This is a genomic window from Microvirga zambiensis WSM3693 (genome assembly GCF_016735695.1).
GTDB lineage: Bacteria > Pseudomonadota > Alphaproteobacteria > Rhizobiales > Beijerinckiaceae > Microvirga > Microvirga zambiensis.
This window is the reverse complement of record NZ_JAERQD010000027.1, coordinates 31,784-57,962: the sequence shown is the minus strand read 5'-3', so window position 1 is coordinate 57,962 and position 26,179 is coordinate 31,784. Positions and strand designations below refer to the sequence as shown.

At 63.6% G+C, this 26,179-nt stretch carries 29 protein-coding genes; 23 read left to right on the top strand and 6 right to left on the bottom strand.

Features of this window, described 5'->3' with window-relative positions; translation table 11 throughout:
- Positions 1-20 precede the first annotated feature (20 nt).
- The 9 genes from JKL46_RS19875 to JKL46_RS19835 are packed head-to-tail and all read left to right on the top strand — an operon-like array spanning position 21 to position 10,614.
- Complete coding sequence (locus JKL46_RS19875; RefSeq protein WP_246529420.1) at positions 21-1,187, top strand: ABC transporter permease; 1,167 nt, start codon at positions 21-23, stop codon at positions 1,185-1,187.
- Entirely contained in the window at positions 1,184-2,122 is a 939-nt protein-coding gene (locus JKL46_RS19870; protein WP_201836338.1) for an ABC transporter ATP-binding protein, read from the top strand. The genes JKL46_RS19875 and JKL46_RS19870 overlap by 4 nt, the downstream gene beginning before the upstream one ends.
- On the top strand, positions 2,119-2,874 hold the full coding sequence (locus JKL46_RS19865; protein WP_201836333.1) for an ABC transporter permease: 756 nt from the start codon (positions 2,119-2,121) through the stop codon (positions 2,872-2,874). Before JKL46_RS19870 ends, JKL46_RS19865 begins: the two co-directional genes overlap by 4 nt.
- Positions 2,871-3,437, top strand: a complete 567-nt coding sequence (locus JKL46_RS19860; protein ID WP_201836331.1) for a biliverdin-producing heme oxygenase — start codon at positions 2,871-2,873, stop codon at positions 3,435-3,437. Before JKL46_RS19865 ends, JKL46_RS19860 begins: the two co-directional genes overlap by 4 nt.
- The gene (locus JKL46_RS19855; protein ID WP_201836329.1) at positions 3,434-5,674 is read left to right on the top strand and encodes an ATP-binding protein; all 2,241 of its coding nucleotides are present in this window, start codon (positions 3,434-3,436) and stop codon (positions 5,672-5,674) included. The genes JKL46_RS19860 and JKL46_RS19855 overlap by 4 nt, the downstream gene beginning before the upstream one ends.
- Positions 5,675-6,124, top strand: a complete 450-nt coding sequence (locus JKL46_RS19850; protein WP_201836319.1) for a response regulator — start codon at positions 5,675-5,677, stop codon at positions 6,122-6,124.
- An 8-nt stretch (positions 6,125-6,132) separates the two neighbouring features.
- Complete coding sequence (locus JKL46_RS19845) at positions 6,133-7,182, top strand: sensor histidine kinase (protein WP_201836317.1); 1,050 nt, start codon at positions 6,133-6,135, stop codon at positions 7,180-7,182.
- A gap of 49 nt (positions 7,183-7,231) precedes the next feature.
- Positions 7,232-9,328 (top strand): HWE histidine kinase domain-containing protein, encoded by a 2,097-nt coding sequence (locus JKL46_RS19840; RefSeq protein WP_201836315.1) that lies wholly within the window; start codon positions 7,232-7,234, stop codon positions 9,326-9,328.
- Positions 9,325-10,614: an amidase gene (locus JKL46_RS19835; RefSeq protein ID WP_201836306.1), complete on the top strand. Its 1,290-nt coding sequence runs from the start codon at positions 9,325-9,327 to the stop codon at positions 10,612-10,614. Before JKL46_RS19840 ends, JKL46_RS19835 begins: the two co-directional genes overlap by 4 nt.
- Before the next feature lie 97 nt (positions 10,615-10,711).
- On the opposite strand, the gene JKL46_RS19830 is transcribed toward JKL46_RS19835, so the two are convergent.
- Positions 10,712-11,299 carry a TetR/AcrR family transcriptional regulator gene (locus tag JKL46_RS19830; protein WP_201836304.1) on the bottom strand — a complete coding sequence of 196 codons (588 nt, stop codon included), beginning with the start codon at positions 11,297-11,299 and terminating at the stop codon, positions 10,712-10,714.
- A 435-nt stretch (positions 11,300-11,734) separates the two neighbouring features.
- On the opposite strand from JKL46_RS19830, the gene JKL46_RS19825 reads away from it, so the two are divergent.
- The gene (locus JKL46_RS19825; protein ID WP_201836302.1) at positions 11,735-11,953 is read left to right on the top strand and encodes a hypothetical protein; all 219 of its coding nucleotides are present in this window, start codon (positions 11,735-11,737) and stop codon (positions 11,951-11,953) included.
- A gap of 118 nt (positions 11,954-12,071) precedes the next feature.
- On the top strand, positions 12,072-12,458 hold the full coding sequence (locus JKL46_RS19820; protein WP_343074082.1) for a YbaN family protein: 387 nt from the start codon (positions 12,072-12,074) through the stop codon (positions 12,456-12,458).
- Between the two features lie 250 nt (positions 12,459-12,708).
- Here JKL46_RS19820 and JKL46_RS19815 read toward each other — a convergent pair whose 3' ends face one another.
- Positions 12,709-12,984, bottom strand: coding sequence for a hypothetical protein (locus JKL46_RS19815; protein ID WP_201836300.1), 276 nt, complete (start codon positions 12,982-12,984; stop codon positions 12,709-12,711).
- A gap of 213 nt (positions 12,985-13,197) precedes the next feature.
- On the opposite strand from JKL46_RS19815, the gene JKL46_RS19810 reads away from it, so the two are divergent.
- The 3 genes from JKL46_RS19810 to JKL46_RS19800 all read left to right on the top strand — a co-directional run bounded on the left by JKL46_RS19810 (position 13,198) and on the right by JKL46_RS19800 (position 14,582).
- A complete protein-coding gene (locus tag JKL46_RS19810) occupies positions 13,198-13,770 on the top strand; it encodes a PRC-barrel domain-containing protein (RefSeq protein WP_201836298.1) in 573 nt (190 codons plus the stop codon).
- A 68-nt stretch (positions 13,771-13,838) separates the two neighbouring features.
- On the top strand, positions 13,839-14,036 hold the full coding sequence (locus tag JKL46_RS19805; protein WP_201836296.1) for a hypothetical protein: 198 nt from the start codon (positions 13,839-13,841) through the stop codon (positions 14,034-14,036).
- Between the two features lie 261 nt (positions 14,037-14,297).
- Positions 14,298-14,582 (top strand): hypothetical protein, encoded by a 285-nt coding sequence (locus tag JKL46_RS19800; protein WP_201836295.1) that lies wholly within the window; start codon positions 14,298-14,300, stop codon positions 14,580-14,582.
- A gap of 80 nt (positions 14,583-14,662) precedes the next feature.
- On the opposite strand, the gene JKL46_RS19795 is transcribed toward JKL46_RS19800, so the two are convergent.
- Positions 14,663-15,394: a hypothetical protein gene (locus JKL46_RS19795; RefSeq protein ID WP_201836294.1), complete on the bottom strand. Its 732-nt coding sequence runs from the start codon at positions 15,392-15,394 to the stop codon at positions 14,663-14,665.
- A 234-nt stretch (positions 15,395-15,628) separates the two neighbouring features.
- Here JKL46_RS19795 and JKL46_RS19790 point away from each other — a divergent pair, with 234 nt between their 5' ends.
- Positions 15,629-16,009: a hypothetical protein gene (locus tag JKL46_RS19790; RefSeq protein ID WP_201836293.1), complete on the top strand. Its 381-nt coding sequence runs from the start codon at positions 15,629-15,631 to the stop codon at positions 16,007-16,009.
- Between the two features lie 5 nt (positions 16,010-16,014).
- Positions 16,015-16,701, top strand: coding sequence for a class I SAM-dependent methyltransferase (locus JKL46_RS19785; protein WP_246529419.1), 687 nt, complete (start codon positions 16,015-16,017; stop codon positions 16,699-16,701).
- An 87-nt stretch (positions 16,702-16,788) separates the two neighbouring features.
- Here the strand turns inward: JKL46_RS19785 and JKL46_RS19780 are convergent, their stop codons facing one another.
- The gene (locus JKL46_RS19780) at positions 16,789-16,980 is read right to left on the bottom strand and encodes a hypothetical protein (protein WP_201836292.1); all 192 of its coding nucleotides are present in this window, start codon (positions 16,978-16,980) and stop codon (positions 16,789-16,791) included.
- Between the two features lie 118 nt (positions 16,981-17,098).
- Between JKL46_RS19780 and JKL46_RS19775 the strand changes: the two genes are divergently transcribed.
- The 7 genes from JKL46_RS19775 to JKL46_RS19745 all read left to right on the top strand — a co-directional run bounded on the left by JKL46_RS19775 (position 17,099) and on the right by JKL46_RS19745 (position 24,193).
- Entirely contained in the window at positions 17,099-18,442 is a 1,344-nt protein-coding gene (locus tag JKL46_RS19775) for an MFS transporter (protein ID WP_201836291.1), read from the top strand.
- Positions 18,443-18,573: 131 nt separating this feature from the next.
- Positions 18,574-19,731, top strand: coding sequence for a ubiquinol oxidase subunit II (gene cyoA / locus JKL46_RS19770; protein ID WP_281399905.1), 1,158 nt, complete (start codon positions 18,574-18,576; stop codon positions 19,729-19,731).
- A 17-nt stretch (positions 19,732-19,748) separates the two neighbouring features.
- On the top strand, positions 19,749-21,752 hold the full coding sequence (gene cyoB / locus JKL46_RS19765) for a cytochrome o ubiquinol oxidase subunit I (protein WP_201836284.1): 2,004 nt from the start codon (positions 19,749-19,751) through the stop codon (positions 21,750-21,752).
- A gap of 4 nt (positions 21,753-21,756) precedes the next feature.
- Positions 21,757-22,383 (top strand): cytochrome o ubiquinol oxidase subunit III, encoded by a 627-nt coding sequence (cyoC, locus tag JKL46_RS19760; protein ID WP_201836282.1) that lies wholly within the window; start codon positions 21,757-21,759, stop codon positions 22,381-22,383.
- Entirely contained in the window at positions 22,380-22,787 is a 408-nt protein-coding gene (gene cyoD / locus JKL46_RS19755) for a cytochrome o ubiquinol oxidase subunit IV (protein ID WP_201836280.1), read from the top strand. Before cyoC ends, cyoD begins: the two co-directional genes overlap by 4 nt.
- Complete coding sequence (locus tag JKL46_RS19750) at positions 22,718-23,533, top strand: SURF1 family protein (RefSeq protein ID WP_201836278.1); 816 nt, start codon at positions 22,718-22,720, stop codon at positions 23,531-23,533. Before cyoD ends, JKL46_RS19750 begins: the two co-directional genes overlap by 70 nt.
- Positions 23,534-23,770: 237 nt before the next feature.
- Positions 23,771-24,193 carry a hypothetical protein gene (locus tag JKL46_RS19745; protein WP_201836276.1) on the top strand — a complete coding sequence of 141 codons (423 nt, stop codon included), beginning with the start codon at positions 23,771-23,773 and terminating at the stop codon, positions 24,191-24,193.
- Positions 24,194-24,275: 82 nt separating this feature from the next.
- Here JKL46_RS19745 and JKL46_RS19740 read toward each other — a convergent pair whose 3' ends face one another.
- Together JKL46_RS19740 and JKL46_RS19735 are read right to left on the bottom strand one after the other, a co-directional pair.
- Complete coding sequence (locus tag JKL46_RS19740; protein WP_201836268.1) at positions 24,276-25,211, bottom strand: phosphotransferase family protein; 936 nt, start codon at positions 25,209-25,211, stop codon at positions 24,276-24,278.
- Between the two features lie 8 nt (positions 25,212-25,219).
- The gene (locus JKL46_RS19735; RefSeq protein ID WP_201836259.1) at positions 25,220-26,140 is read right to left on the bottom strand and encodes an HAD family hydrolase; all 921 of its coding nucleotides are present in this window, start codon (positions 26,138-26,140) and stop codon (positions 25,220-25,222) included.
- Positions 26,141-26,179 lie beyond the last annotated feature (39 nt).

Genomic DNA, 26,179 nt, shown 5'->3' with positions numbered 1-26,179 from the left:
CTCGACCCACCGCGTCCGGCATGTCCTCGTTGCGTCCGCACCTGTCGCTCGATCGGCTCGGCAGCGTGATCGCCGTTCTCATCGGCGTCGCGCTGTTCGCGTCGCCCTTCGTCGTCTACCGCGCCAACCGCATCGTGGCCGGCGAGGGGCGCATGCTGACGGCGGCGCTGCCGCCGGCGGGCGCGCTCGGCATCATCCTCACCGGAATCGGCGTCGCGCTCTGTGCGGCCCTGTTGCGCAATCCGCTGCCGCGCCTGGCAGCCGCAATCCTTGGGCTCGCCACAGTCGTTCCCATCGTCGGATGGTCGGCCACTTTCGTCACGCCGCTCGGCAACACCTTTGCCCGCGTCTCGCCCGGCCTCGGCTTCTGGCTGCTCGCCCTTGCCTTCGCCCTGCTCGCGGCCGATGCGCTCACCCGCCTGCGCCTCGGACCGTGGGTGCGGCTCGCGGCCATCGCCGTGGCGGCCGGTGCCATCGCGCTCCTGCTGCTGTCCGGGGCCTGGAACGACCTTTCGCTGCTCAAGGAATACGCCAACCGCGCCGACAGCTTCTGGCAGGAGGCGCGCCAGCATGTGTGGCTCGCCTTCGGCTCCATGGCGGCTTCCTGCCTCGTCGGGCTGCCGCTCGGCATCCTCGCCTACCGTGTCCGACGGTTAAGGGCGGCGATCCTGCAGATTCTCAACATCGTGCAGACGGTCCCGAGCATCGCGCTCTTCGGCATCCTCATCGCGCCGCTCGGCTATCTCGCGACGCATGTGCCGCTCGCGGCGGCTCTGGGCATCCGCGGCATCGGTGCGGCGCCGGCCTTCATCGCGCTCTTCCTCTATTCCCTGCTGCCGGTCGTCGCCAACACGATCACGGGCTTGAACCAGGTTCCTGCGGCGGTCACCGATGCCGCGCGCGGCATGGGCCTGTCGCCGCGCCAGCGCCTGTGGCAGGTCGAGCTTCCGCTGGCTCTTCCGGTCATCCTGGCCGGCATCCGCATTGCGCTCGTGCAGAATATCGGACTTGCGACGGTGGCGGCCCTGATCGGCGGCGGCGGCTTCGGCACCTTCGTGTTCCAGGGCATCGGCCAGACCGCCATCGACCTCGTGCTTCTGGGCACCCTTCCCACGGTTGCGCTGTCCTTCGCGACCGCCATCGTGTTCGATGCGATCATCGACCTGACGCGGCGAGGCCCGACATGATCGAGATCGAGCATCTCACCAAGCGCTACGGCGAAACCATTGTCGTCGACGACGTGTCCTTGCGGGTCGAGGAGGGCACCATCGCGGTCGTCGTCGGCACGTCGGGGGCGGGCAAATCGACCCTGCTGCGCATGATCAACCGCCTCGTCGAGCCGAGTTCGGGACGTGTGCTCATCGACGGCCGGGACACCCTGTCGATACCGGAGGACGAGCTGCGCCACCGCATCGGCTACGTCATCCAGGCCTATGGGCTGTTTCCCCATCGCACCGTGTCGCAGAACATCGCCACCGTGCCGCGCCTTCTCGGCTGGGACCGTAAGAAAATCGCGGCCCGCGTCGACGAGCTGCTCGACCTCTTCCAGCTCGATCCGGGGGAATTCGCGGGCAAGTTTCCGCATGAGCTCTCGGGCGGGCAGCAGCAGCGGGTCGGCGTCGCGCGGGCGCTTGCCGCAAAACCCGCGGTGCTTTTGATGGACGAGCCTTTCGGCGCCCTCGATCCGGTCATCCGCAGCAAGGCACAGGACGATCTCTTGGCGATCCAGCGCCGCCTCGGCGCCACCATCGTTCTCGTCACGCACGACATGAACGAGGCCTTCCATCTCGGCGACCGCATCGCCGTCATGGATCAGGCGCGGCTTTTGCAATATGCGGCGCCGGCCGAGCTGCTCACGCATCCGGCGGAGCCTTTCGTCGAGCAGCTCACGGGAACGGCGGAGCGGCCGTTCCGCCTCCTGTCCCTGACCAGGGTCAAGGAGGCGCTGGAGCCCGGCGACGCGGAGGGCGAGGCGCTCGTTCTCTCCACGACGCTGCACGATGCGCTCGCGCGCCTGATCGCGCTCGGCAAGGATGCGCTCCCCGTCATCGACGCATCGGGCAAAGCCGTCGGACGGATCACCGTCGAGCGGATCCTCGCCCATGGGCGGCTGCCCGCATGAGCGCGCGAGCCCTGACCTTTCGCGCGGCGGCGCTGATCCTGCTCGTCGCCTTCATCACGGCGCCGCAGCTCTTCGCCTTCGTCTTCAAGCCGCTGACCGTGAACGATGCGCCGGCGATCTACAATCACGGCAGTCTCCTCGCGCTCACCCTGTCGCATCTGCGCACGGTGTTTCTTGCCACCCTTGCCAGCACCGTGCTCGCCGTGGGCCTCGGCATCTTCGTCACGCGGCCCTCGGGGAGTGAATTCCTGCCGCTGTCGCGCAGCCTCGTGAATATCGGCCAGACCTTTCCGCCCGTCGCGGTGCTGGCGATCGCCGTGCCCCTCGTCGGCTTCGGCGAAAAGCCCACCTTCATCGCGCTCTTCCTCTATGGCCTCCTGCCGATCTTCGAGAACACGCTGGCCGGGCTCTCGGAGGTGCCGCCCCAGGCGCTCGAAGCCGCGAAGGGCATGGGCATGAATGCGCGCCAGCGTCTGCTCCAGGTGGAACTGCCGCTCGCCCTGCCGGTTATCCTCGCCGGCATCCGCCTCTCCGTCATCATCGGTCTCGGCACCGCCACCATCGGGTCGACGGTTGCGGCAAAGGGTCTGGGCGAGGTGATCATCGCCGGCCTTCAGTCCAACAACGTCGCCTTCGTGCTGCAGGGCGGATTGGTGGTTGCGCTGCTCGCCGTTCTGATCCACGACGGAATGGGAATCGCGGAACGGGCCGTTGCCAAGCGGCTCGGCCGCCCTGTGGACGAGGTTGCATGACGCTGCTCGAACGACTGAAGATCGAAACCCGCCCCGCCCATGACAGGATCGAGGCCGCCATCGATCTCGACCGCCGGATCGCGTCGCGCGACGCCTATCGGGATCTGCTGAGCCGCTTCTACGGTTTTCACAGGGCCTGGGAAAGCGATGCCGCTGACGTGGCGCGTGATCATTCCTTCTTTCGCAGCCGCTGCAAGACGCAGCTTCTGGAAAAGGATCTTGCGGCCCTCGGGCTCGAGCCCGAGGAGATCGAGGCCTTGCCGCAATGCAGCCCGCTCATGCCCTTGCCTGCGCCGGAAGCGGTTCTCGGCAGCATGTACGTGGTCGAGGGCTCGACGCTCGGCGGTGCCATCATCGCGCGCGAGGTGGAACGCAAGCTCGGGCTGACGGCCGAAACCGGATGCGCCTATTTCCGCAGCTACGGCCGCGAGACCGCCGCCATGTGGAAATCCTTCGGCGCGGTTCTTCTCGAGGCGTCGTCGCCGGAAGCGGACGATCTCATCGTCGCCTCCGCGCAGAAGACTTTCGACGTCATGCATGACTGGCTGTGCGAGGCCCGATGACCCAGCAGATGCAAGATCTCGATCTCGATGCCTGCGCGCGGGAGCCGATCCATATCCCGGGCAGCGTCCAGCCGCACGGGATGCTGCTCGCGATCAGGCTGTCCGACCGGACGATCGCCTATGCCAGCGCCAACATCGCCGGGACCCTCGGCGTCGATCCTGGCTCCGCCCTCGGGCAGCCCTTCGCGCAGGCCCTGCCGGCGCTGAGCAGGGAATTCGAAGCGGATCTCGCCGATCCGCCGCCGAGCGGGAGCACCCGGACCCTTCGCACGATCCGCCTCGACACGCGGGACGGCGTCGGCGCCTACGAGGCTGCGATCTCCCGGTCCGGTGAATGCGCGGTGATCGAGCTGGAAGCGCCGCCCCGGGACGCCGCCTCCGGCCTCGACGTGCTCTATCCGACGCTGCGCCGGTTCGTGGAGCAGCTGCAGGGCGCCTCGACCGTCGATACGCTGTGCCACCTCGCGGCGCAGGACATCCGCCGCATGACCGGTTTCGACCGCGTCCTGATCTATCGCTTCGACGCGCAGTGGAACGGCACCGTGATCGCCGAGGACCGCAACGAGGTCCTGCCGTCCTATCTCGATCTGCGCTTTCCCGCCTCCGACATTCCGGCGCAGGCCCGCGAGCTCTACCGCCGCAACCGGCAGCGCATCATCCCCGACGCCAATTACGTGCCGGTGCCGATCCAGTCGCGGAGTCCCGATCCTCTCGATCTGAGCGATTCCGTGCTGCGCAGCGTGTCGCCGGTCCATCTCGAATACATGCGCAACATGGGGACGCTCGCCTCCATGTCGATCTCGATCCTGCGCGACGGCGATCTTTGGGGCCTGATCTCCTGCCACAACAAAGAGCCGAAGCGGGTATCGCTGCAGGTGCGCAACGCCTGCGATTTTCTCACCCAGATCTTCTCGCTCCAGCTCGAGGCGCGCGAGAACACGGCTCTCGCCGAGAACCGGTTGCGTCTCGGCACCGTCCAGACGCGGCTTCTCGCCCATATGGCGGCGGAAGACCATTTCATCGCCGGCCTCGTGAACCATCCCGCGGATCTGATGCTGCTTGCCGGCGCTGAAGGAGCGGCGGTCCTGACGCAGGATCATTGCTGGTGCCTCGGGCGGGCACCGGACGAGGAACAGGTCAAGGCGCTGTTCGCATGGCTGTCCGAGCATCATCAGGAAGACGTGTTCGCAACCGACCGCCTGCCGCAGGTCTATCCTCCGGCCAAGACCTTTGCCGACAGGGCGAGCGGCCTCGTGTCGATCTCGATCTCGAAGGCCCATGCGAGCTACGTGCTCTGGTTCCGGCCCGAAGTCGTCCAGACCGTCAAATGGAGCGGCAATCCGCAGAAGGCGGTTGAGGAGGAGGCGGGCAGCATCCGGCTCCATCCCCGGCGCTCCTTCGAGATTTGGAAGGAAACCGTGCGCGAGCATTCGCTGCCCTGGGACCAAAGCGAGATCGAGGCGGTCAAGGAACTGCGCAACGCCATCGTTGGCATCGTGCTGCGCCGGGCCGAGGAGCTCGCGGCGCTTTCCGACGAGCTGCGCCGCTCCAACAAGGAGCTGGAGGCGTTTTCCTATTCCGTCTCGCACGATCTTCGCGCGCCGTTCCGGCATATCGTCGGGTACTCCGAGCTTCTGAAGAAGCAGGAAGGAGGCGACCTGTCGGAGAAGGGCAGGCGCTACGTCGACACGATCATCGACTCGGCCTATACGGCCGGCACCCTCGTGGACAACCTGCTTCGCTTCTCGCATATGGGCCGCACCGCCCTCAGGCCCCGGCCGGTCGATGTGACGGCGCTCGTCGAGGAGATCCGCCACCGGCTGCTGGCGAACATGCCGCAGCGTCACATCGAATGGGATATCGGGGATCTGCCTCCGGTGAAGGCCGATCCGGTGCTGATTCGGCTCGTCTTCGAAAACCTGCTGGACAACGCCGTGAAATATACCCGGACCCGGACCAAGGCCCGCATCGAGATCGGCTCCGAGCGGCGGGATGGGGAGACGATCTTTTTCGTGCGGGACAACGGCGTCGGGTTCGATATGAAATACGTCGACAAGCTGTTCGGCGTCTTCCAGCGTCTGCACCGGGTCGAGGAATTCGAGGGAACCGGGATCGGGCTGGCCAACGTTCGCCGCATTGTCGAGAGACACGGAGGCAGGGCCTGGGCCGAAGGGGCGCCCGATCGCGGCGCAACCTTCTTCGTCGCCCTGCCGAATCACAATGAAGGAGCCGCGTGAATGGCGGAGCTGAAACCGATTCTTCTGGTCGAGGACAACCCGAAGGATCTCGAATTGACGCTGGCTGCCCTCGAGCAGAGCCAGCTCGCCAACGAGGTCGTCGTGGTGCGCGACGGCGAGGAGGCTCTCGATTTCCTGTATCGCCGCGGAGCGCATGCGAACCGCAACACCATCGACCCGGCGGTCGTCCTGCTCGATCTCAAGCTGCCGAAGGTCGACGGGCTGGAGGTGCTGGAAAAGGTCAAGGCCGATCCCGCCTTGCGGCAGACGCCGGTCGTCATGCTGACATCGTCGCGCGAGGAGAGCGATCTCGTGCGCAGCTACGAGCTCGGCGTGAACGCCTTCGTGGTCAAGCCGGTGGGCTTTCGCGAGTTCTTCGACGCGATCCAGGATCTCGGCGTGTTCTGGGCCATCCTCAACGAACCGCCGCCGCGGCCCAACGGACCATAGGAGCGCCGATGGACCGCGCTCCCGCCACTTCGTCCGATCGGGTGCTGCGCATCCTCCTCCTGGAGGACAGCGCGCTCGATGCCGAACTGGTGACGGAAGTGCTGCGCGACGCCGATCTTCGCGTCACCCTTGAACGCGTCGTGTCGGCCGGGGAATTCACGGATGCCGTTCGCGGCGAGCCCTGGGATCTGATCCTCGCCGATTATCTCCTGCCGGCCTTCAACGGCCTCAACGCACTCGACATCGCGCGCGAATTCGCGCCCGCCATCCCCTTCGTCTTCGTCTCAGGAGCGCTCGGCGAAGAGGTCGCCGTCGAGGCGCTCAAGCGCGGCGCGACAGACTACGTGCTCAAGGACAAGCTCGACCGCCTGCCGCCCATCGTGTTGCGGGCGCTGGCGGAGGCGCGCGAGCGCAACGAGAAGCGGCGGGCGCAGGAGGCGCTCGAGACGTCGCTCGACGAGCGCACCGCGCTGCTTCATGAGCTCGATCATCGGGTGAAGAACAATCTCCAGCTTCTGCTGTCGCTGATCGCCATCGAGGCGCGGCAGGCGCAGGACGAGCAGGTGCGCAAGGTGCTCGGACGCATGAAGGAGCGCATGCAGGCGCTCGCGGCGGCCCATCGCGATCTCTACGACGGCCAGGGAACGATGCGCTTCGATGCCTCCCGCTTTGCCAGAGGATTGTGCGAGGAGCTGGCGGCATCCGTTCAAGGGGTGAGGATCACGCCGGAATTCGAGATCGAGAAAGTGGAGGTCGAGGCCGCCAAGGCAGCGCCGATGGCGCTTCTCTTCAACGAGATCGTCGTCAACGCGCTGACCCATGCCTACAAGGATCGGCACGGCAAGCTGAAGCTCGCCTTTCGCCTGCGCGACGGCGCCCTGCTGTTCCAGATCTCCGACGACGCCTTCAGCGTGGAGGAAAAGCGGGCGGCGCAGGATGGTGCTTCGGGAACCATCCTGAAGGCCTTGTCGCGTCAGCTCGATGCCGACGTGGACTGGCCGCAGGATGATCCGGCGATCCTCGTTCGCGTCGTCATGCCCGTTCAGGACGTGAGCTAGCGCCATGGAACCGGGGGCATCCAGAGCAGGGCAGGGGACGGCGAGCAGGATGACCGGGGGCGCGCGCACGTCCCTGCGCCAGGTCCTGTGGGGGCTGGTGTTCGTTCTCGTGCTTCCGACCCTCTTGATCGCGGCGGCCGGCTTCTACTCCAATTATCGGGCCGAGCAGCAGGCCATCGATCTGCGCATGCAGGAAACGGCCCGTGCGCTGAGCCTGTCGCTCGATCGCGAGATCGACAAATCCGTCCTGGCACTGGGGGTGCTCGCCCGATCCGTCAGCCTCGCCAGGGGCGAGTTCGAGATCTTCTACAATCAGGCGAAGGAGGCGGGTTTTGCACAGCCGTCCTGGATTGCTCTGTTCGAGCCGGAGGGACGAACGATCTTCAACACCATGGTGCCTTACGGCGCCGCATTGCCCAACAGCAACCGGGCCGAGGTGCTGCGGCAGGTTCGCGAAACCCGCAAGCCCTATGTCTCGGACCTGTATACGGGATCGCTCACCGGACAACGCCTCATCACCATCAACGTGCCGGTCGTTGTCGACGGGCAGGTCGCCTATGTCCTGTCCCTCGCGATGGGGCTTGATCCCTTCCAGGAAATCATCCGCGATCAGCGCATCGCCGAGAACTGGAACGCCGCCGTGCTCGACCGCAGCCGGCGGATCGTCGCCCGCTCCCGGCTGCCGGAAAGGTTCGTCGGCCAGCCCGCCAGCGACTACGTCAAGGATGCGCTCGAGGCGGCGCGGGAGGGCAACCTCCAGAGCGTGACGCTGGAAGGCATTCCCGTCCGCACCTATTTCAGCCAGTCGCCGACCTATGGCTGGTCCTTCGTCATCAGCAGGCCCGACACCGAGATCGCGCAATCGATCCGGCGCTCGCTGTTCTGGCTCACGATCCTGATCTGCGTCATCCTCGGCGGAATTCTTCTCGCGGCCCTTCTCTCGCGGGCCATCGCCAAGCCGGTCGATCGGCTCGTCGCCTCGGCCCGCGCGCTCGGGCGGGGAGAAACGCTGCACGACGATACCACGACGCGGGTGCTGGAATTCGACGCGATCAACCGGACCCTCATCGAGGCCGCGACGAACATCCGCAAGCACGAGCAGGAGCGCGAAGAGGTTCTGGCGCAGATCGCGGAAAGCGAAGCGCGCCTGCGCCTCGCGCTCAACGCGGGACATTTCGGCTCCTGGGAATACACGCCCGCGACCGGGTCCTTCATCACCTCCGCCACCTGCCGCGCCAATTTCGGGCGCGGCCCCGACGAGCCGTTCTCCTATGCGGATCTGGTGGCCTCGATTCATCCGGACGACCGCGTGACGCAGGCGGAGGCGGTCGCAAAAGCCGTCGCGATGCGCACGGATCTTCATGTGGAATACCGTGTGCTGTGGCCCGATGGCAGCGAGCACTGGGTTCACATCAGCGGCCGCACAAGGGTCGGTCCCGATGGTGACCTCTCCATGGTCGGCGTCTCGCAGGACATCACGGAGCGCCGCTTGGCCGAAGATCGGCAGGCGCTGCTGCTGCACGAGCTCAACCACCGGGTCAAGAACACCCTGGCGACCGTTCAATCCGTGGCCTCGCTCACGCGGCGCTCTGCCGAAGGCCACGATCCCGAGGCCTGGAACGCTTTCCTCAACCGCCTTCAGGGCCTCGCCAAGACGCACGATCTCCTCACCGAGAGCCAGTGGCAGGGTGCGCTTCTGGAGGACGTGCTCTGGAACGAGCTCGAGCCCTACCAGGATGTCATGCGTCAGCGAATCCGTCTGCGCGGTCCGAGGATCAATCTCCAGCCGAGCGCCGTTCTCGCGCTCGGGCTCGCCATCCACGAGCTCGCGACGAACGCGGTCAAGTACGGCAGCCTCTCGTTGCCGGACGGCAAGGTGCACGTCATGTGGGCGGTGACGACGGGCGGCAGCCCGCAGGATCTTCTCGTGGAATGGGTCGAAAGCGGCGGCCCGCCCGTGAAGACTCCGGAGCGCCAGGGCTTCGGGTCCAAGCTGATCCAGCGCGGTCTCGCGCAGCAGCTCGGCGGCGAGATCAAGCTCGATTTCGCGCCGACCGGGATCCGCTGCGTCATGACCTTCCCGAGCACCACGGTCGCGCTCGATAAGACAGATGCGGACGATGCGCAGGAGCGCTACGCCTCGTGACAAGCATTCGCGACAAGCTCGAAACGATCCTCGCGCGCCTCGGCGGGCGTGCGGCGGACGAACGCGTATTCCTCCGGCTGTACGAGGATGCCGCTCGTGCCGCCGCCGATGCGGCCGATCTGCGGCGCCAGGCGGGCATCTCGCACGGGCCGCTCGATGGGGCGATCGTTTCGATCAAGGATCTCTTCGACGTTGCAGGCGAGACCACGCTTGCGGGCTCGCGCGCCTTGCGCGATGCACCCCCTGCGCAGAAGGATGCGGTGATCGTCGCTCGCCTGCGTCAGGCGGGAGCGGTGATCCTGGCTAAGACCAACATGGTCGAGTTCGCCTTCTCGGGCCTCGGGCTCAATCCGCATCACGGCACGCCGGGCAACGCGGCCGATCCCCTGCGCATTCCCGGCGGCTCGTCTTCCGGAGCGGGTGTCTCCGTAGCGGAAGGAACGAGCGAGATCTCCATCGGCAGCGACACGGGCGGGTCGGTGCGCATTCCCGCCGCGCTCAACGGAATCGTCGGCTTCAAGCCGACCGCGTATCGCGTGCCGCTCGAGGGCGCGTTCCCGCTCTCGCCGTCCCTCGATTCCATCGGACCGCTCGCGCGCTCCGTGCAGGATTGTGCCTTCACCGATGCGATCATGGCCGGAGACGAGCCTCGCTCCCTGACGCCGGTTCCTCTGATGGGTCTGCGCATCGGCGTGCCGCGCGGACGATTGTTCTCGGAAAGCGAGCCTATGGTCGAGGACGCCTTCGAGACTGCGTTGAGCCGCCTGTCGCGGGCCGGGGCGGGGATCGCGGATCACGCCATCGAGGATCTTCTTCAAGGGATGGCCGACACGACTGAGACGGCTTCCATCGCATCGATCGAGGCCGCCGAAGTGCATGCCGACTGGCTCGATGCCAAGGCGGCGGAGATCGACCCGCGCGTGCGCTGGTGGATCGCCCGCAGCGGGCGTGTTCCGGCGCCGGTCTATATCCGCATGCTGCGCCGCCGGCGCAGGCTGGTGGAAGCGATGGATGAAAGGCTGGCGTCCGTCGATGTGCTGGCCCTGCCGACCACGGCGATCTCGGCGCCGCTGACCGCGCCGCTGGAAGCGGACGACAAACTCTACAACCACACGGATCGGCTGATCCTGCGCAACACCATGTTCGGAAATCAGTTCGATCTGACGGCCATCTCGTTGCCGATCCCCGGTTGCGAGCGCCCGGTCGGCTTCATGCTCGTGGCGCGCCACGGGCACGATCGCCGGCTGCTGGAGATCGCGGCGGAGGTCGAGCGCAAGCTCGGCTAGAGCCGTTTCCACTGACGTGGAATCATCATTTTTGGACGGCGAACCGGATCCACTTCGCCGAAAAATGCTCTAATGATCCCGAGGCGGCGCCCGCTGCTTACGCCTTGATGGCGCGGGCGAGGCTCAGGCAGGCGGCGATTCCGTCATTGAGGATGCGCTCCGAGAGTTCCTCGTCGTCGACCGCGCGGGCGAGCTGCATCATGCCGATCGTGCCCGAGATGATCGCGGTTGCGACCGAACGACGGGCTTCCGGCGTCGCGCTGGCGGGCAAAAGGCTCGCAAGAATATCGATATGCTTTTCGATGCTCTGCGTGAACAGCTGGCGCACGGCGGGGGAGTGGCGTCCGATCTCGGGCGTCAGGGCTGCGGCAACGCACCCGTTTTCCGGATTGTCCCGGTGATGCGTGCTGAGATAGGCGCGGATGACCCCTTCGAGCTTGTCGTCGCTCGTTGCGGCGACGGTACCGATCCAGGCGCTGACCTGTTCGATCGCCTCCGCCAGCGCCTCCTGGATCAAGGCGTCCTTCGAGGAGAAATGGGCGTAGAAACCGCCATGGGTGAGGCCCGCGCTCGCCATCAGCGCGGCAACGCCGCTCGCGCCGACGCCCTCTCGCCGCAACTGCTTCGAGGCGATCTCGACGATGCGCTTGCGGGTCGCGTCCTTATGTCCTTTTTCGTAGCGCATGGTCGCTCCCCTTGTTTAAGCCGAGGTGTTGATCAAGCGGATCGGATAACGGATCTGACTTATGATTACCGCAATATAATACCACTGCACAGCTTGTCCGTCCACACTCTCGTCTGCCTTTCCCACCGGCCCGGGCAGATCCTCCGAGCCTCAAGCAATTGCCCAAATGACGCGTCGTATATCCATTTAAGTTACCTAAGGTAATTCAAATTCTACCCTAGGTTATAGGCGTCTCGGACAGTTCTCAAGAAGACGCCGGTTTCCCTAAAGAGTCGCTTGAAATCCGTCAAAAGATAATATTATGATCATCATGCAATAACAACGTGGCTGGGGACGATCCATCGCTTTTCCGAAAAGGGAAGCTCCGCGGCGCGAGCGGGACCCGCTTCACAGGTTTGCGCGCTCGAAAGACCTGGTGGCAGAGGGAACGAAAAGATGATGAACTTTTTCAGTGTCTTCTCCACCAAAGCCGTTCAGCCGCAATCCGTCCGTCCCTCGGAGAGCCCCAGGAACTGGCGCTGCCAGCTCGGGACGTTCTGGCAGGATATCGAGGAGGCCGGGTCCGTGCTGAAGGCGCGCCGCCTCGTGCCGTCGGAGGTCCGCGTGCAGCGCTCGAGCGGGATCGACCGCATGGCCGGTCGCTCCGGCGACTGAAACGACCCGCAGGCGGTTTCCGCGGGCGCTGGAATTCCCCGACAATCCATGCGACGGCACGCGGGATACCGATCCCGCGAGAGACGTTATGTCATCCGGCTGGGAGTTGTGGAGCCGGATGATGCGTCTCTTCTTTCTGTGCCTCGGCTATGCGAGCCTCGCGCTCGGCGTGATCGGGATCTTTCTGCCCGTTTTGCCGACGACGCCCTTCGTCCTTCTCGCCGGCTGGTGTTTCGCACGCTCCAATCCGGCGCTCGCGGACCGCCTCTACAACCATCCCCGCTTCGGTGCCCTGCTGCGGACGTGGCGCGACGAGAAGGCAATTCCGCTGCGCGCGAAACTCATCGCGCTGACCATGCTCGCCTTGTCCTACGGCCTGATCCTGTGGCTTTCGGAGAGCCGTGTCGTGCGCGTGATCCTCGCGGCGGTCATGGGAAGCGTCGCCGTTTACATTGCAACGCGTCCAAGGCCGCGTGACGAGGCAGCCGATCTCCACGACGGATAAAGATCTGCATCCCAATCGGATTCGATTTGGTCAAGCTTATGCCATGGTATGGCCCAGGTTCCGGTTAGGCTCCGTTTAACCATAAAGCGGAGGAATGCCATGCGAAGTCTCAGCCTGTCGGTCTTCCTGATGGCGAGCGCGGCAATGCTGGCACCGCTTCTTATCGCACTCGCCTACACGGCAAGCGTGCTGGCATCCGCCCTGATGTTTCCCTGATTCATCGCGCTTGTCCTGACCGAATCGATTCGGTTCAAGGCCGAGGATTGCTTATCTCGGCTGTGAGCCTGGGCAGCTCCTGCGTCATCCAGGCGATCATCTGATCGTGCGTTTTCAGATGCTCCGGCATGGGAATGAACGGTCCGTGCGATTCGTAGATCGCGACGGGATCGCGCGCTCCATTGATCGGATCGAGATCGTCCTCGAATTCCGGTGTGATGGTTCTGCCGCCGAACCATGTCACGAGCAGCAGCAGCATTCCGACGGCGCCGGCAAGGACGACCAGAACGGATATCGCCAAGTCTGCCAAAACCTGCATCCTTCCTTCGCCACGCCGCAACTGGCTGACCTCCAGCCTACCACCGAACGACCGAGGCTCCAACGCAGCCGTTTTTGCCGAAATGCAGGAACCGCATGCGAGATCATGCGGTTGAAATTGAGAAAACACTGCGTCCGGCCCGCGCGGCGATTGAGCCGGTGCGCGACCGGCGCGGGAGTCACTCCTGTCGAGGGGGAGGCGCTCATGAGAACGTATTACATCTTCCAATCCATGGCGGCGCCGGAACTGCGCGGCTTCGCCGAAGGCCCGGGTGGAGAGTCGCTTCCGAGCGATCATGGGCCATGGACGCTCACGCGGCAGATCGGTCCCGATGACGAATGGGATCTCGGTGTCAGCCGGGCCGTCGTCGCAGCCGGAATCATCGAAAACGGATTCTATCTCTGGGGGCCGATCAACCGCGCGCCGTCATCTCATCCGGTGATCGAAAGCGATCGGGTCGAGGGGACCGCGGTCTACGACCAGCAGGACACGCAGATCGGCACCATCAAGCGCCTGCTGATCGAAAAGGTGAGCGGGCGCGTACTCTATGTCGACGTGACCTTCGGCGGCTTCCTGGGGCTCGGCGTACACCACCACACGGTTCCCTGGGACAAGCTCACCTACGACACGGAGATCGAGGGCTATCGCACCGACGTGACGGAGGAGCAGGTGCAAAGCGCGCCGGCCTTCTACGGCGACGACCGGATCTGGCCCGATCGCAAGCGTGAGCAGGAAATGCGGGATTACTGGCACGATATTCCGCGCGGTCCGATCTGATCGGGTCTCACGGCCAGGACATCGGGCTGATATGATGCGCCGTCCCCTTGGTCCTGCGGGAGGGCGCCATGAAGGAGCATTTGTTCAAGGTCGGTCAAGCCGTGCAGCCGAGCGCTGCCGCACATCATCTTCCCCGTGCCATCTTCACCGTTCTTCGTCAGCTGCCGTCGACGGCGGGCGGGATGCCGCTCTATTGCATCAAGAGCCAGGCCGAGATGATCGAGCGCGTCGTCGAGCAGCGCGAGATCCAGGCTGCGCCGCGCTAAAGCATCGGACCCAAAAGTGGATCTGCACTTTTGGGATGAATCCGATGCTTTCTCCTTGAATGAGAGCATCGGTCCGTCCGATGCTCTAGCTGCGGTAGAAAGGTATTTGTCCGCCACGCTTGCGTTGTTCGAAGTCGTTCCTGGTCACGTCCTCGTAGAAAGAGCTGCGCCTAGGATAATGCGATCCGCCGCGTCATTTCATGAAACGTAAATCGAAGTAATGCGTTGGTCGTCATATGCCAACGACGTGGAGATGGAGTGATGAAGAAGGCAACTTGGCTTTTGGCGGCTGCCTTACTTGGTTCAGGCATTGTCGTTTCGACGCCCTCATCGGCGCAGGTACAGTTCGGTATTGGTCCTGACGGCCCAAGCGTCCGCGTGGGACCGGATCGAGACCGCTACGAGCGCCGCTATATCGAGCGTCGTCGCGTCTATGACCGCGATGATCTTTCGACCGGCAGCATCGATCGCTGCCGCACCGTCGTGATCCGTGAGGAAGAGCCGAACGGCGATATCGTGACGCGCCGGGTCCGCCGCTGCCGCTAATCTATCTGCAAAGACCACCGAAACGTCCGGAGGAATGCAAAACCTTCCGGATGTTTCGCGTTGTGAGGTCGGGTCGAGGCCTATGCCGCTTCTGCGCGCTGGGAAGAGGCCGAGCCCTCGAAGGTCAATGCCGGCCGCATCATCCGCCCGCGATCGATCAGGACGGAGACGGTCGAGGCGAGCGAAAACGCCGCCCTGTCGCGTCGTCCGTGCCAGAGACCTTCCACGTAGAGCCGCATCAATTCGACCGTGACGAAGTGGAACGCAACCTCGGACCCACGCGCGAGCTTCATGCGCCTCGAGGCGGTCATCAGCTTGTCGAGATAGAGCGACTGCTCGGTCTGCGGCTCCGCGAGAAATCCGCTCAGGCCACCGAAGGTTTTTTCGAAATGATCCCATAGCAGGGCGAGGTTCTGCGCCGCCTTGTCCCGCTGATCCGGCGCAAGGCTCTCGAATTCGGCCAGGATCTCCCAGGCCGGATCCTGCGCGACCGCCTCTTCCTCCGGCGTCGTCTGCGGAATGAACGGAAGCAGTGCCCGCGTGTGGGCGCGTATGACGGGACGAAGCGTCTCCCAGCCGGCAAGGGCCTTGGGCAGCACGATCAATGCGGTGGCGAGGAGCGTCTGATCGAGCGCCTGCCCAAGCCGGCGCATTCCGGGCTCGGTGGCCCGCCTATAGGTTTCGAGAAACTGCCAGCGTGCTCGGCACAGCCTGTAGAACTGCTCGAGCTTTTCGATGAGAGGGCTTTGCGGATCGTGATCGACGGACCAGGGAAAGGTGAAGTCGTTACGAGGCTGAGGGGGCGAACTCATAGGGGCGGATGATCCGATCGGCGAATCGCTACAGACGGATTTGGTCATACATGACCAATCCAGGCAACTTTGAGGCTCCTGCTTCGGTGCGAGTGCGCGGCTGAGCCTTGAACCGCCGCGCTCCATGCTTAAATCCGGCAAGACCCCTTGATCCGGGCCCCTCTGACGTGAGCCGCGCCGGCCCTCGCGTGATGTCGGATCTCCATCGATCCGACCGCCGGCCCGGAGACCATCATGCTTCAGGATCTTTTCACCTTTCTCGTCGGCGTGTTCATCGTCGATCCGCTTCAGTCCGAGATGAACGAGCGCCTCGCGCAGATCCGCGCGCCGCAGGCCGTCATCGCCGAGATGCGCAGCTGCGCCGAGGCCTCCTTGCCGAATATCGCCAACCGCGCGCTTGCCGAACCCGGCTGGGCCATCGCCACCACCCTGAACGTCTGGACCGGCCGCACCGCGCCGGAAGAGGTCCTGGGCGGTACATCGGCCCAATGCAACGCGGCGATCAAGGCGGCGCGCGTTTATCTGGAGAGCCGGGGGGGCGTAAGACCCAACGATTGTTCGGCAATCGTTCCGGGCTGCCTGTTCGGTCCGAATGTGCGGATCAACGGGACCTGACGATAATGACCGATCGCATGCCTGCAGCGTTCTCTGATCCCGAGGCCGTTTCCCGCTATGCCGAGGGGCCGCCCCGGCTCGTGCCGGGATTTGCCGACCTCCAGCGGATGACGGCTCTCCTCCTCGCCGAACGACTCGGCGCGGAGGCTCGTGTGCTGGTTCTCGGTGCGGGCGGCGGGCTGGAGCTGAAGGCTTTCGCCGAGCGCCATCAGCGCTGGCGGTTCGTCGGAGTCGATCCGTCGGCCGAAATGCTGAGACTGGCGAGGGGCACGCTCGGCTCTCTCGGATCGCGCGTCGAACTGCATGAGGGGTATATCGACGATGCCCCTCAGGGGCCATTCGATGGGGCGACATGCCTCCTGACGCTGCATTTTGTGCCGGCCGATGAGCGCTTGCGCACTCTGTCGGAGGTGCATAAGCGACTGAAACCCGGTGCGCCCTTTGTCGTCGCGCACCACAGCTTCCCTCAAGAGGCTGATGAAAAGGCGATCTGGCTCAGCCGTTACGCCGCCTTTGCGGCGGCCTCGGGCGTCCCCATCGAGAAGGCAGAGACCGCCGCCGCCGAAATCGGTCGCCGATTGCCTGTCCTCTCTCCCGAAGAGGACGAGGCACTCATGCGCAACGCCGGATTCTCGAACGTCAGCCTCTTTTATGCCGGTTTCACCTTCCGGGGTTGGGTTGCCTATAAGTGACGGCCAATTCGACCTGAGAGGAAATTGAACGGTTGACCCCTTTTTGGGGTGATTGAAAGCGTCGCTCGATTTCCGTTGTTCATTCCATCAGGCCGGAATTTGCTGAAGTCTTTTTGTCAGGCTTTCGACGATCAGGCCGATGGACCGTGCGCAATAAGGATTTGAAACATAATCCGGGGTGCGGCGCATCTCTGCCGACATCGGAAACACCTGTCCTGTGCCAAAATGCTCGGCCTCCGGCTTGCTGAACCCGGCGGCGACCCTAAAACCTGCGGTCAAGGTGAACCTGGATTACGGCGTTAAAGCCTCAGATCAAGTAGCTGAGGACAGGCCGTCACGGGCCTGATCCAGATCTGCTGACTGGGCTGAGCTATTCTCATTAGAGGCGATTGCCCAGATGACGATGGATCAGGTTGAAGGACCACGGCCCTCCTCCACACCGCTGGAGCGCGACGCCCGTTTGGTGTCCGCCGACCATCGGGTCGCGCCCAGCGAGATCGCCATCGGGGTCGTCATCGGCCGGGCAGCCGAGTATTTCGACTTCTTCGTCTTCGCCATCGCCTCGGTGGTGGTCTTCCCGAAGGTGTTCTTTCCCTTCGCGGAGCCCGTGACGGCGACGCTTTACTCGTTCGCTATTTTCTCGCTTGCCTTTATCGCCCGGCCGATAGGTTCGATCATCTTCATGGCAATCGACCGTCGGCACGGGCGTGGCGTCAAGCTGACTATGGCGCTCTTCCTGCTCGGCTTCTCCACCATGGCAATCTCCTTCCTGCCGGGCTACGGGCAGATCGGGGCGTGGTCTCTGTATCTCCTCGCCATCCTGAGGATCGGTCAGGGACTTGCTCTGGGCGGTGCCTGGGATGGGCTGGCCTCGCTTCTCGCCCTCAACGCGCCGATCGAGCGCCGCGGCTTCTACGCCGCCATCCCGCAACTCGGCGCGCCTCTGGGCTTCATGGTGGCGGGCGTGCTGTTCTCGTTCTTCCTCCTCAACGTGTCGGAGGCCGATTTTCTCGATTGGGGATGGCGCTATCCGTTCTTCTGCGCCTTCGCCGTGAATGTCGTAGCCTTGTTCTCGCGGTTGCGTCTCGTCGCGACGGAAGAGTTTTCGCGCCTCCTCGAACGGGGACGTCTCGAACCGGCGCCCATCATCCCCCTGATCAGGGATTACGCGCGTGTTCTCCTCATCGGTGCTTTGATCCCGCTCGCCAGTTTTGCTCTCTTTCACCTCGTGACGGTCTTTCCCATCAGTTGGATCACCCTGTTCACCCAGCGCTCGGCAGGCGAGTTCCTCATGGTGCAATGCTCCGGTGCCTTTATATGCGCCGGCGCGGTCGTAGCCTCGGGCCTGATCGCCGATCAGATCGGCCGCCGCATGCTCCTCATGATCTCGGCCGGCCTGATCGCGATTTTCGCCATCTGCAGCATCATCGCTCCCCTGATCGTTGAAGAGAACGCGATCGGGCAGACGATTTACGTCAATGCAGGTTTCCTGCTGCTCGGCCTGTCATACGGGCAGTCCTCAGGGGCCGTCACGTCGCAGCTTGCGCAACGCTATCGCTACACCGGCGCGGCTCTCACCAACGATCTCGCCTGGCTGCTCGGAGCGGGTTTCGCGCCGCTGATCGTGCTGTTTCTGTCGGCCCGCTACGGGCTGGCCTGCGTCGGCCTGTATCTTCTCTCCGGAGCGGTCACCACCTTGATAGCCCTCAGCATCTCCCGCTCGGAAATCCGGCAGGTCTAGCGCGCACGGGGGCCTGCGCTTTCGATTCATCGGGATAAGGTTCGCGATCATAAGCTGAAAGGAGTTACCGAGTGAGTGACACGGCCATCCCTTTCAAGCGATCAGGTGCCATCGGCAGTCCCTGCAAAAAGTTGCGCCGCAAATTCGTTCGGGGCCTGGCTGTCTTCATCACCTCGGGCCTGCTCGCCGGCTGCGGCATGGTCGTCATGGACCCTTCCGGCGACGTCGCCGTCCAGCAGCGCAACCTCATCATCGCCTCGACAGTGCTCATGCTGCTCGTGATCCTGCCGGTGATCGCGCTCACATTCCTTTTCGCCTGGCGCTACCGGGCATCCAACACCGACGCGACCTATGATCCGGAATTTCATCATTCGACTCAGCTCGAAGTGGTGATCTGGACCATACCCCTGCTCATCATCATGGCGCTCGGTGCAATGACCTGGATCAGCACGCATACGCTCGATCCTTTCAGGCCCCTCGGCCGGCTTGCGCCCAACAAACCCGTGCCGGCCGACGTAAAACCGCTGACGGTCGAGGTCGTCGCGCTCGACTGGAAGTGGCTCTTCATCTACCCCGAATTGGGCGTCGCAAGCCTGAACGAGATGGCCGCGCCTGCGAATGTTCCGATCTCCTTCAGGATCACGTCGTCCTCCGTGTGGAACACATTCTTTGTTCCTGCCCTGGCGGGCATGATCTACGCCATGCCGGGCATGGAGACGCGACTCAATGCCGTCATGAACCATGAGGGGGATTTCACCGGCTTGTCGGGGATGTACAGCGGAGCCGGCTTCTCCCGCATGAACTTCGGTTTCCGGAGCCTTACGCAGCAGGGCTTCGACGAATGGGTGGCGAAGGCGAAGGCCGCCGGAGAGCCCCTCAACCGCGAGGCCTATCTCAAGCTCGAAAAGCCGAGCGAGGCGGAACCTGTCCGATTCTTCGGCTCCGTGGAGGATGGCCTCTTTACCGCCGCGGTCGGCATGTGCGTCGCTCCCGGCCAGATGTGCGTGCAGGAGATGCACCACATCGACAGGATGGGCGGCGCGGCGGAGGACAGTGAGGCCAACCGTCAGCGGCTCGACTACGACAGCCGTCGCCTGGAAAGCGGCAGCGAGCCGTCCGGCGCGACCTTCCCGGCCTCCGGCCGCGCACCTCGAAGTTCCGAGGAGCCGCAAGGCGTGATACCGCGCGACCAGCCCGGCCAGGAGCGCGGCACCGTCCCGCCCGGTCCGGGCAGTGGGCCTGCGCCGGCGCAATTGAACACCCGTCCGACCGACGGCCATCAGCACTGATTGGAGCGAGCAGCAGCATGTTCTCGAACCTCGATCTCCAGCAACTGATCTTCGGGCGACTGACACTCGAGGCCATTCCGTACCATGAGCCGATCCTGCTCGTGACGTTCATCGTCGTAGCCTTGGGCGGATTGGCGCTAGTGGGCGCGGTCACCTGGTACGGCCAATGGGGATACCTGTGGCGGGAATGGTTCACGAGCGTCGATCACAAGAAGATCGGCATCATGTACATCATTCTCGCCATCATCATGTTGCTGCGCGGCTTCGCGGACGCGATCATGATGATCACGCAGAAGGCTCTCGCGGTCGGCGCGTCGGAGGGGTACCTGCCGCCGCACCATTACGACCAGATCTTCACCGCTCACGGCACGATCATGATCTTCTTCATGGCGATGCCCTTCGTGACCGGCGTCATGAACTACATCATGCCGTTGCAGATCGGCGCGCGCGACGTGGCCTTCCCCTTCCTGAACAATTTCAGCTTCTGGATGACGGTGGGCGGCGCCGTTCTCACCATGACGTCGCTCTTCGTGGGAGAGTATTCGCGGGCCACATGGCTCGCCTATCCGCCCTTGTCGGGAGCAGCCTACAGCCCCGGCGTCGGAGTCGACTACTACATCTGGGGCCTCCAGATCGCGGGCGTCGGCACCACGCTGTCCGGAATCAACCTGATCGCCACCATCGTGAAGATGCGCGCGCCCGGCATGACGATGATGAAGCTGCCGGTCTTTACCTGGACGACCCTTGCCAGCAACGCCATCATCGTCACGATCTTCCCGGTCCTGACCGCGACCTTGGCGCTCCTCGCCCTCGACCGTTATGTCGGAACGCGGTTCTTCACGAACGACTTCGGCGGCAACTCGATGCTGTACATGAACCTCATCTGGATCTGGGGCCATCCGGAAGTTTATGTCCTGATCCTGCCGGCCTTCGGCATCTATTCGGAAGTGGTGTCCACCTTCTCCGGCAAGCGCCTGTTCGGGTACACGTCGATGGTCTACGCCACGATGGTGATCGCCCTCGTATCCTGGCTCGTTTGGCTGCATCACTTCTTCACCATGGGGGCGGGCGCCAACGTCAATGCCTTTTTCGGCATCACGACGATGATCATCTCGATCCCGACGGGCGCCAAGGTGTTCAACTGGCTGTTCACCATGTACCGGGGGAAGATCCGCTTCGAGACGCCGATGATCTGGGTGATGGGCTTCATCCCGACCTTCGTGCTCGGCGGATTGACCGGCGTGCTGCTCGCGGTGCCGCCCGCCGACTTCGTCCTGCACAACAGCCTGTTCCTGGTCGCGCATTTCCACAACGTCATCATCGGCGGCGTGGTGTTCGGGCTGCTCGCGGGCGTCCAGTACTGGTTCCCGAAGGCTTTCGGCTACAAGCTCGACCCGTTCTGGGGCAAGGCGTCGTTCTGGTGCTGGCTGATCGGCTTCTGGATCACGTTCATGCCGATCTACATCATCGGCCTGATGGGCGTGACGCGCCGGACGCAGCATTTCGAGGACACGGCCGTCCAGCCGTTCCTGACGCTGGCCGCGATCGGCGCCTTCATCATCATGGCCGGCATCCTGGCCTTCGTGATCCAACTCGTCGTCAGCTTCTTCAAACGCGAGCAGCTGCGCGACCTCACCGGAGATCCCTGGGGCGGCCGGACGCTCGAATGGTCGACCACCTCGCCGCCTCCACCCTATAATTTCGCCTTCACGCCTGTGGTTCACGATCTCGATGCGTGGTGGGACATGAAGAAGCGCGGTCACGATCGGCCGATGGAAGGCTTCAGGCCGATCCACATGCCCAGGAACACCGGCACTGGCGTCATCCTGGCGGTGCTCAGCACCGTGCTCGGCTTCGCCCTGGTCTGGTACATCTGGTGGCTGGCAGCCCTGTCGTTCGTCGGTGTCCTCGCGGTCGCCATCATCCACACGTTCAACTACGACCGGGACTATTACATCCCGGCCGAGGACGTCGTCCGGATCGAAAGCCAAGGAGCGGCGCAACTGGTGGGAGGGGCTTGAGGCGATGCACGAGACGACCCCTCCGCCCGGCGCCACGGCGCCTGTCTTCTACGACGAGGAAGGGCACGCCCACGGAGACGGGGGCACGCTGTTCGGCTTCTGGCTCTATCTGATGAGCGATTGCCTCATCTTCGCGGCGCTGTTCGCCACCTTCGGCGTGCTCGGCCGCAACTATGCGGCGGGGCCGTCGGGAGCGGACCTGTTCGACCTGCGGCTCGTCGCCGTCAATACGGGCCTGCTGCTCCTGTCGTCGATCACCTACGGCTTTGCCATGCTGGAGATGCAGAAGGATCGGATCAGGCCGACCCTGAATTGGCTGGCGGTCACGGGCCTGTTCGGAGCAGGCTTCATCGCGATCGAGCTCTACGAATTCTCCCATCTGATCCGTGAAGGCGCCACTCCTCAGCGCAGCGCGTTCCTGTCCTCCTTCTTCGCGCTTGTGGGGACGCACGGGCTGCATGTCACCTTCGGCATCGTCTGGCTCGTGACGCTGATGGTGCAGGTGCGCCGGCGCGGGCTGATCGTGGCGAACCAGCGCCGGCTCATGTGCCTCTCCATGTTCTGGCACTTCCTCGACGTCGTCTGGATCGGTGTCTTCACCTTCGTCTACCTGATGGGAGCCATGCGATGAGCCAGGTCACCGAGCCCGGACTCGCCGGGGAGCCGCACGGTCACGGCGAGGCGCACGGGGATCATTCCCACGACGCGCAGGGCACGTTCAAAAGCTACGTGACCGGCTTCGTCCTGTCGGTCATCCTGACCGCCATCCCGTTCTGGCTCGTGATGGCGAACGTCCTGAACGACACGCTCTTGACCAGCATCGTGATCATGGCCTTCGCTGCTGTGCAGATCGTGGTCCACATGATCTACTTCCTGCACATGAATACCAAATCCGAGGGCGGCTGGACCTTCCTGGCCCTGCTGTTCACGCTCACACTTGTCGTCATCACGCTGGTTGGCTCGATATGGGTCATGTATCACATGGATCAGAACATGATGCCGATGTCGCCGCACGAGGCCCTGCAGAAGCCCTGACCCGCCGGAAAATCGCATGGCTGATCGCCTTCGATCTCGCTGCGATTCTGATCGTGGCCGGCCTCATCGCGCTTGCCGTCTGGCAGGTCCATCGGCGCGCCTATAAGCTCGATCTGATCGCGCGCGTGGAGGCGCGGGTCCACGCCGTCCCGATTCCTGCGCCCGGACCGGCGGATTGGGCCGGAATATCGGCTGCCGCCGATGAGTATCGGCGCGTGACTGCGATGGGCGAGTGGCTCGGGGATCGCTCGACGCTCGTCAAGGCCGTAACCGAACTGGGCGAGGGATACTGGGTCATGACGCCCCTGGCCCGAGATGACGGAACGACGATCTTCGTCAACCGCGGCTTCGTTCCAGCGACCGAACGCGATCCGGCCTCCTGGCAGCCGCCGGGCCCGGGACCCGTCACGGTGACTGGTCTGCTGCGCATGCCGGAGCCAAGCGGGGCGTTTCTGCGTGCGAATGATCCGGCGTCCGGCCGCTGGTACTCCCGCGACGTCGGCGCAATCGCAGCGGCGCGTGGCCTGGAGAAGGTCGCGCCATACTTTATCGACGCGGAGCGTGCGTCCGGGGAGCGCCGCCTGCCTGTCGCGGGACTTACGGTGATTGCTTTTTCCAATAGCCACCTGGTTTACGCGCTTACCTGGGGCGCTCTGGCTCTGATGGCTGCGGCTGGCGCGATCTTCGTCAACCTGGACTTGTTTCGTCCTGGCCGGTCGGGGCGGGCTGGATTGCGCGAGCCATGACATCAGATGCCGGCACTATTGATATCATTCGGATTTTACAGTCTTTTGCCCCAAGGTGATGAGAATTCGCTCATATCGACAAGCTTATCGTTCTCTCAATCAAAAGTGGAAATTCGACTCCTTCACCGTTAGATCTAGCAGACAGGTTCGATCGACACCGGACCGCGCCGGTTTGATGCGGGACAAGCTTGGCAACGCCTGCTAGAAGTGCGTTCCCCTTCCTTAGGTGCGTAATCGATGCTGTACCGGCCCCTGTTCCTGACTGCCACGATCGTTCTCGTCGGTGCGATCTCCGGATGTGCCTCGGAGCCAAAAGGTGGGTCGCTTTCCGACTATGTAGCGGTTCCGTCCGTCAATGTGACGACCGCATGCGGCGGCGGATTCCAGGTCTATCGGCAGCCCGTCAACGGAAGACTTCTCGTCGCCGCGTATGCTGCCTCTGAAATGCGCCAGACGTTCTGTCAGTCGTGGAGAGGAGAGCCGTCGGTCTCGCCAACCACCGGCGTCAGACATGAGGATGCCGCGTTGGAGTACATCGCCACGACGCCGGCCATGAAGGGCTGCACCCTCGTCAGCGGCATCGAGATCACGCCGCTGCACTCCGAATTCGTCGTGTCCTGCCCGGCACAGCCGGTGCCTGCCGTCACCGCCAAGGGATAGAGCGTCCGGCCCAAAGGTGAATTCCACTTCGGAATCCAATTGCGGATTCCTTTATGCTCCAATCCGTTATCCGATCGCCCCGTCAGAGCGAATAAAGGTCGAGGGCTCCGCTGAAACGCGTTCGATACTGGTCGAGGCGTCGCTGATCCTTTTCCTCGGCGGCGCGCTCGACGAAGGGAGCATAATTGATGACGTTGATCGCCTTCAGGATCGGCGCCATCTTACGGATTTCGGCCTCGCTCGAACCATAACCGCCCAGAAAGGCCTGTTTGGCATCGACCGATAGATCGTGCAGGGACAATGCCAAGTCCCAGAAGGGCGCGATGTTCGACGAGCAGAACTCCCAGTCGATCACGGCGGTGATTTCACCCGCTTCGTCCGCCATTACATTTTTGAGCCGCATATCGCCATGGTTGAGAACCGGATCGGAGTTCAGGTCCTCGATGCTGCGCAGCGTCCCATGAAGGCTCTTGAGCTGTGACTTGGACAGCATCTTGTTGACATCGAGGACCTTGAGACGCTGCTCGACGTTCAGTTCACGTTTCAGATACTCGGCCCAATTCTCCTTGCGTGAGAGCTGGTTATTCGACCAGTCGAACGTGTGGCCGAATCCGCTTGTCGGGATGGTATGAATGAGCGCCGTCAGGCGGCCCATTTCGCGCAGGATCGCCATGCGCTCCGGGTGGTGCGTCGCTTCCGTTCCCTCAACCTTGCGGGAGATCATATACGGAATCGGCACGATATCGGCGCCGACCTCGAGAACCTCGGGCACCGGGACGCCAACCTCCTGGGCGCGAGCCATCGCCCATTGCTCTTTCAGATATTCTTTGATCTTACCAGGCTGGGGGTTCATCCGGACGATGAAATCTCCGTCGGTGTGGTTCGCCTCGAAGACGAAGTTGCTGATGCCGCCGCCCTTTCGATTGATGCGCTTCGGCTTCGACCCGAAGTGATGGTCGATGATTGCTCTAACCATGGCGCGCGCCTGGCGCTCATCGATGCTCGGTGGCTCCGGCATGCACTCGTTCAAAGCCGTTCTCCCCGTTGCAGTTCGGCGAGCCGGAACAGCACGGCTCCAAGTTCCAGCGAATCCTTGACCCTCAACGTCGCGAGCAGACCTTTGTACTCAAGCACGAAGTCACCGACATGGACAGCAAGGCCGACCCCTTTCAGGAAGCTGTCCATGGCCGTGTCACCGGCCCCGACTGCGTGAGCAAGATCGATCTCGAGCAACGCCGCCAGCGCCTGAGTGCCCGAAAGCTTGTCGACGCCTTTATGCGTGACAAAGTTGGAACGCTTCGCGTGCTGGTACGCCATGAGGCGATCCTCCTCGGCATTGATCAGGAGGAGCAGCATGCAGATATCCTGGGCGTGGAGGGTTTCTCCCAATTCGGCGACGGAGGTCGTCACGACTGCCGTGGCACTGCGGTATTTTGCTTGAATCTCCGGCAACCGGTCCGGTGCCGGCGTCCAGATCAACTCGCCTTGCATCCAGTCGCGGGGGTAATAGAAAACGATGAGATCGGTAATCCCGTCCGCAACCAGAGCCTGAACTCCAATCAACACCTCGTCGATTTCCGAGGCTTCCAGCGGAAAGGCCTTGATCTCGTCAAAGGCGATTTCGCCTTGCGCGGTCTCATGGAGATAGCCCATGAGACTGCCGTTGAGGGAGATCAGGGGCAAGGGAGCATTGGTGATGGAATACCACTCTCTGCCGAAGGTGCGGATGACGTTGAGCGGGAATCTCAGCGAGTTCAAGATGACGGGCCTGCCGAGGTCGCGCAGGTGTTTCAGCGCATGCGAAACGGCGTCCGGAATGACAACGCGTCCCTCGAATTCGTGAACGGCCGTGCCGTCGAGATCGGTAATGACCGCGCCCTCTCGGCTGAAGCGCGACCTCGCGACGAAGTCCTGCAGTACGGAAGGCACTGACGGTTCGGTGACCATGATGTTCGCCGGCTTTCCAAGATTAAATCGCAGGCATCG

Coding starts and splice junctions, on each gene's coding strand:
- JKL46_RS19845 (WP_201836317.1), top strand. CDS start 6,133: ATGGACCGCGCTCCCGCCACTTCGTCCGATCGGGTGCTGCGCATCCTC.
- JKL46_RS19735 (WP_201836259.1), bottom strand. CDS start 26,140: ATGGTCACCGAACCGTCAGTGCCTTCCGTACTGCAGGACTTCGTCGCG.
- JKL46_RS19850 (WP_201836319.1), top strand. CDS start 5,675: ATGGCGGAGCTGAAACCGATTCTTCTGGTCGAGGACAACCCGAAGGAT.
- JKL46_RS19750 (WP_201836278.1), top strand. CDS start 22,718: ATGGGTCATGTATCACATGGATCAGAACATGATGCCGATGTCGCCGCA.
- cyoD (WP_201836280.1), top strand. CDS start 22,380: ATGAGCCAGGTCACCGAGCCCGGACTCGCCGGGGAGCCGCACGGTCAC.
- JKL46_RS19830 (WP_201836304.1), bottom strand. CDS start 11,299: ATGCGCTACGAAAAAGGACATAAGGACGCGACCCGCAAGCGCATCGTC.
- JKL46_RS19745 (WP_201836276.1), top strand. CDS start 23,771: ATGCTGTACCGGCCCCTGTTCCTGACTGCCACGATCGTTCTCGTCGGT.
- JKL46_RS19740 (WP_201836268.1), bottom strand. CDS start 25,211: ATGCCGGAGCCACCGAGCATCGATGAGCGCCAGGCGCGCGCCATGGTT.
- JKL46_RS19865 (WP_201836333.1), top strand. CDS start 2,119: ATGAGCGCGCGAGCCCTGACCTTTCGCGCGGCGGCGCTGATCCTGCTC.
- JKL46_RS19775 (WP_201836291.1), top strand. CDS start 17,099: ATGACGATGGATCAGGTTGAAGGACCACGGCCCTCCTCCACACCGCTG.
- JKL46_RS19795 (WP_201836294.1), bottom strand. CDS start 15,394: ATGAGTTCGCCCCCTCAGCCTCGTAACGACTTCACCTTTCCCTGGTCC.
- cyoC (WP_201836282.1), top strand. CDS start 21,757: ATGCACGAGACGACCCCTCCGCCCGGCGCCACGGCGCCTGTCTTCTAC.
- JKL46_RS19855 (WP_201836329.1), top strand. CDS start 3,434: ATGACCCAGCAGATGCAAGATCTCGATCTCGATGCCTGCGCGCGGGAG.
- JKL46_RS19860 (WP_201836331.1), top strand. CDS start 2,871: ATGACGCTGCTCGAACGACTGAAGATCGAAACCCGCCCCGCCCATGAC.
- JKL46_RS19790 (WP_201836293.1), top strand. CDS start 15,629: ATGCTTCAGGATCTTTTCACCTTTCTCGTCGGCGTGTTCATCGTCGAT.
- JKL46_RS19825 (WP_201836302.1), top strand. CDS start 11,735: ATGATGAACTTTTTCAGTGTCTTCTCCACCAAAGCCGTTCAGCCGCAA.
- JKL46_RS19875 (WP_246529420.1), top strand. CDS start 21: ATGTCCTCGTTGCGTCCGCACCTGTCGCTCGATCGGCTCGGCAGCGTG.
- JKL46_RS19840 (WP_201836315.1), top strand. CDS start 7,232: ATGACCGGGGGCGCGCGCACGTCCCTGCGCCAGGTCCTGTGGGGGCTG.
- JKL46_RS19810 (WP_201836298.1), top strand. CDS start 13,198: ATGAGAACGTATTACATCTTCCAATCCATGGCGGCGCCGGAACTGCGC.
- cyoB (WP_201836284.1), top strand. CDS start 19,749: ATGTTCTCGAACCTCGATCTCCAGCAACTGATCTTCGGGCGACTGACA.
- JKL46_RS19800 (WP_201836295.1), top strand. CDS start 14,298: ATGAAGAAGGCAACTTGGCTTTTGGCGGCTGCCTTACTTGGTTCAGGC.
- JKL46_RS19870 (WP_201836338.1), top strand. CDS start 1,184: ATGATCGAGATCGAGCATCTCACCAAGCGCTACGGCGAAACCATTGTC.
- JKL46_RS19785 (WP_246529419.1), top strand. CDS start 16,015: ATGACCGATCGCATGCCTGCAGCGTTCTCTGATCCCGAGGCCGTTTCC.
- JKL46_RS19805 (WP_201836296.1), top strand. CDS start 13,839: ATGAAGGAGCATTTGTTCAAGGTCGGTCAAGCCGTGCAGCCGAGCGCT.
- JKL46_RS19820 (WP_343074082.1), top strand. CDS start 12,072: ATGATGCGTCTCTTCTTTCTGTGCCTCGGCTATGCGAGCCTCGCGCTC.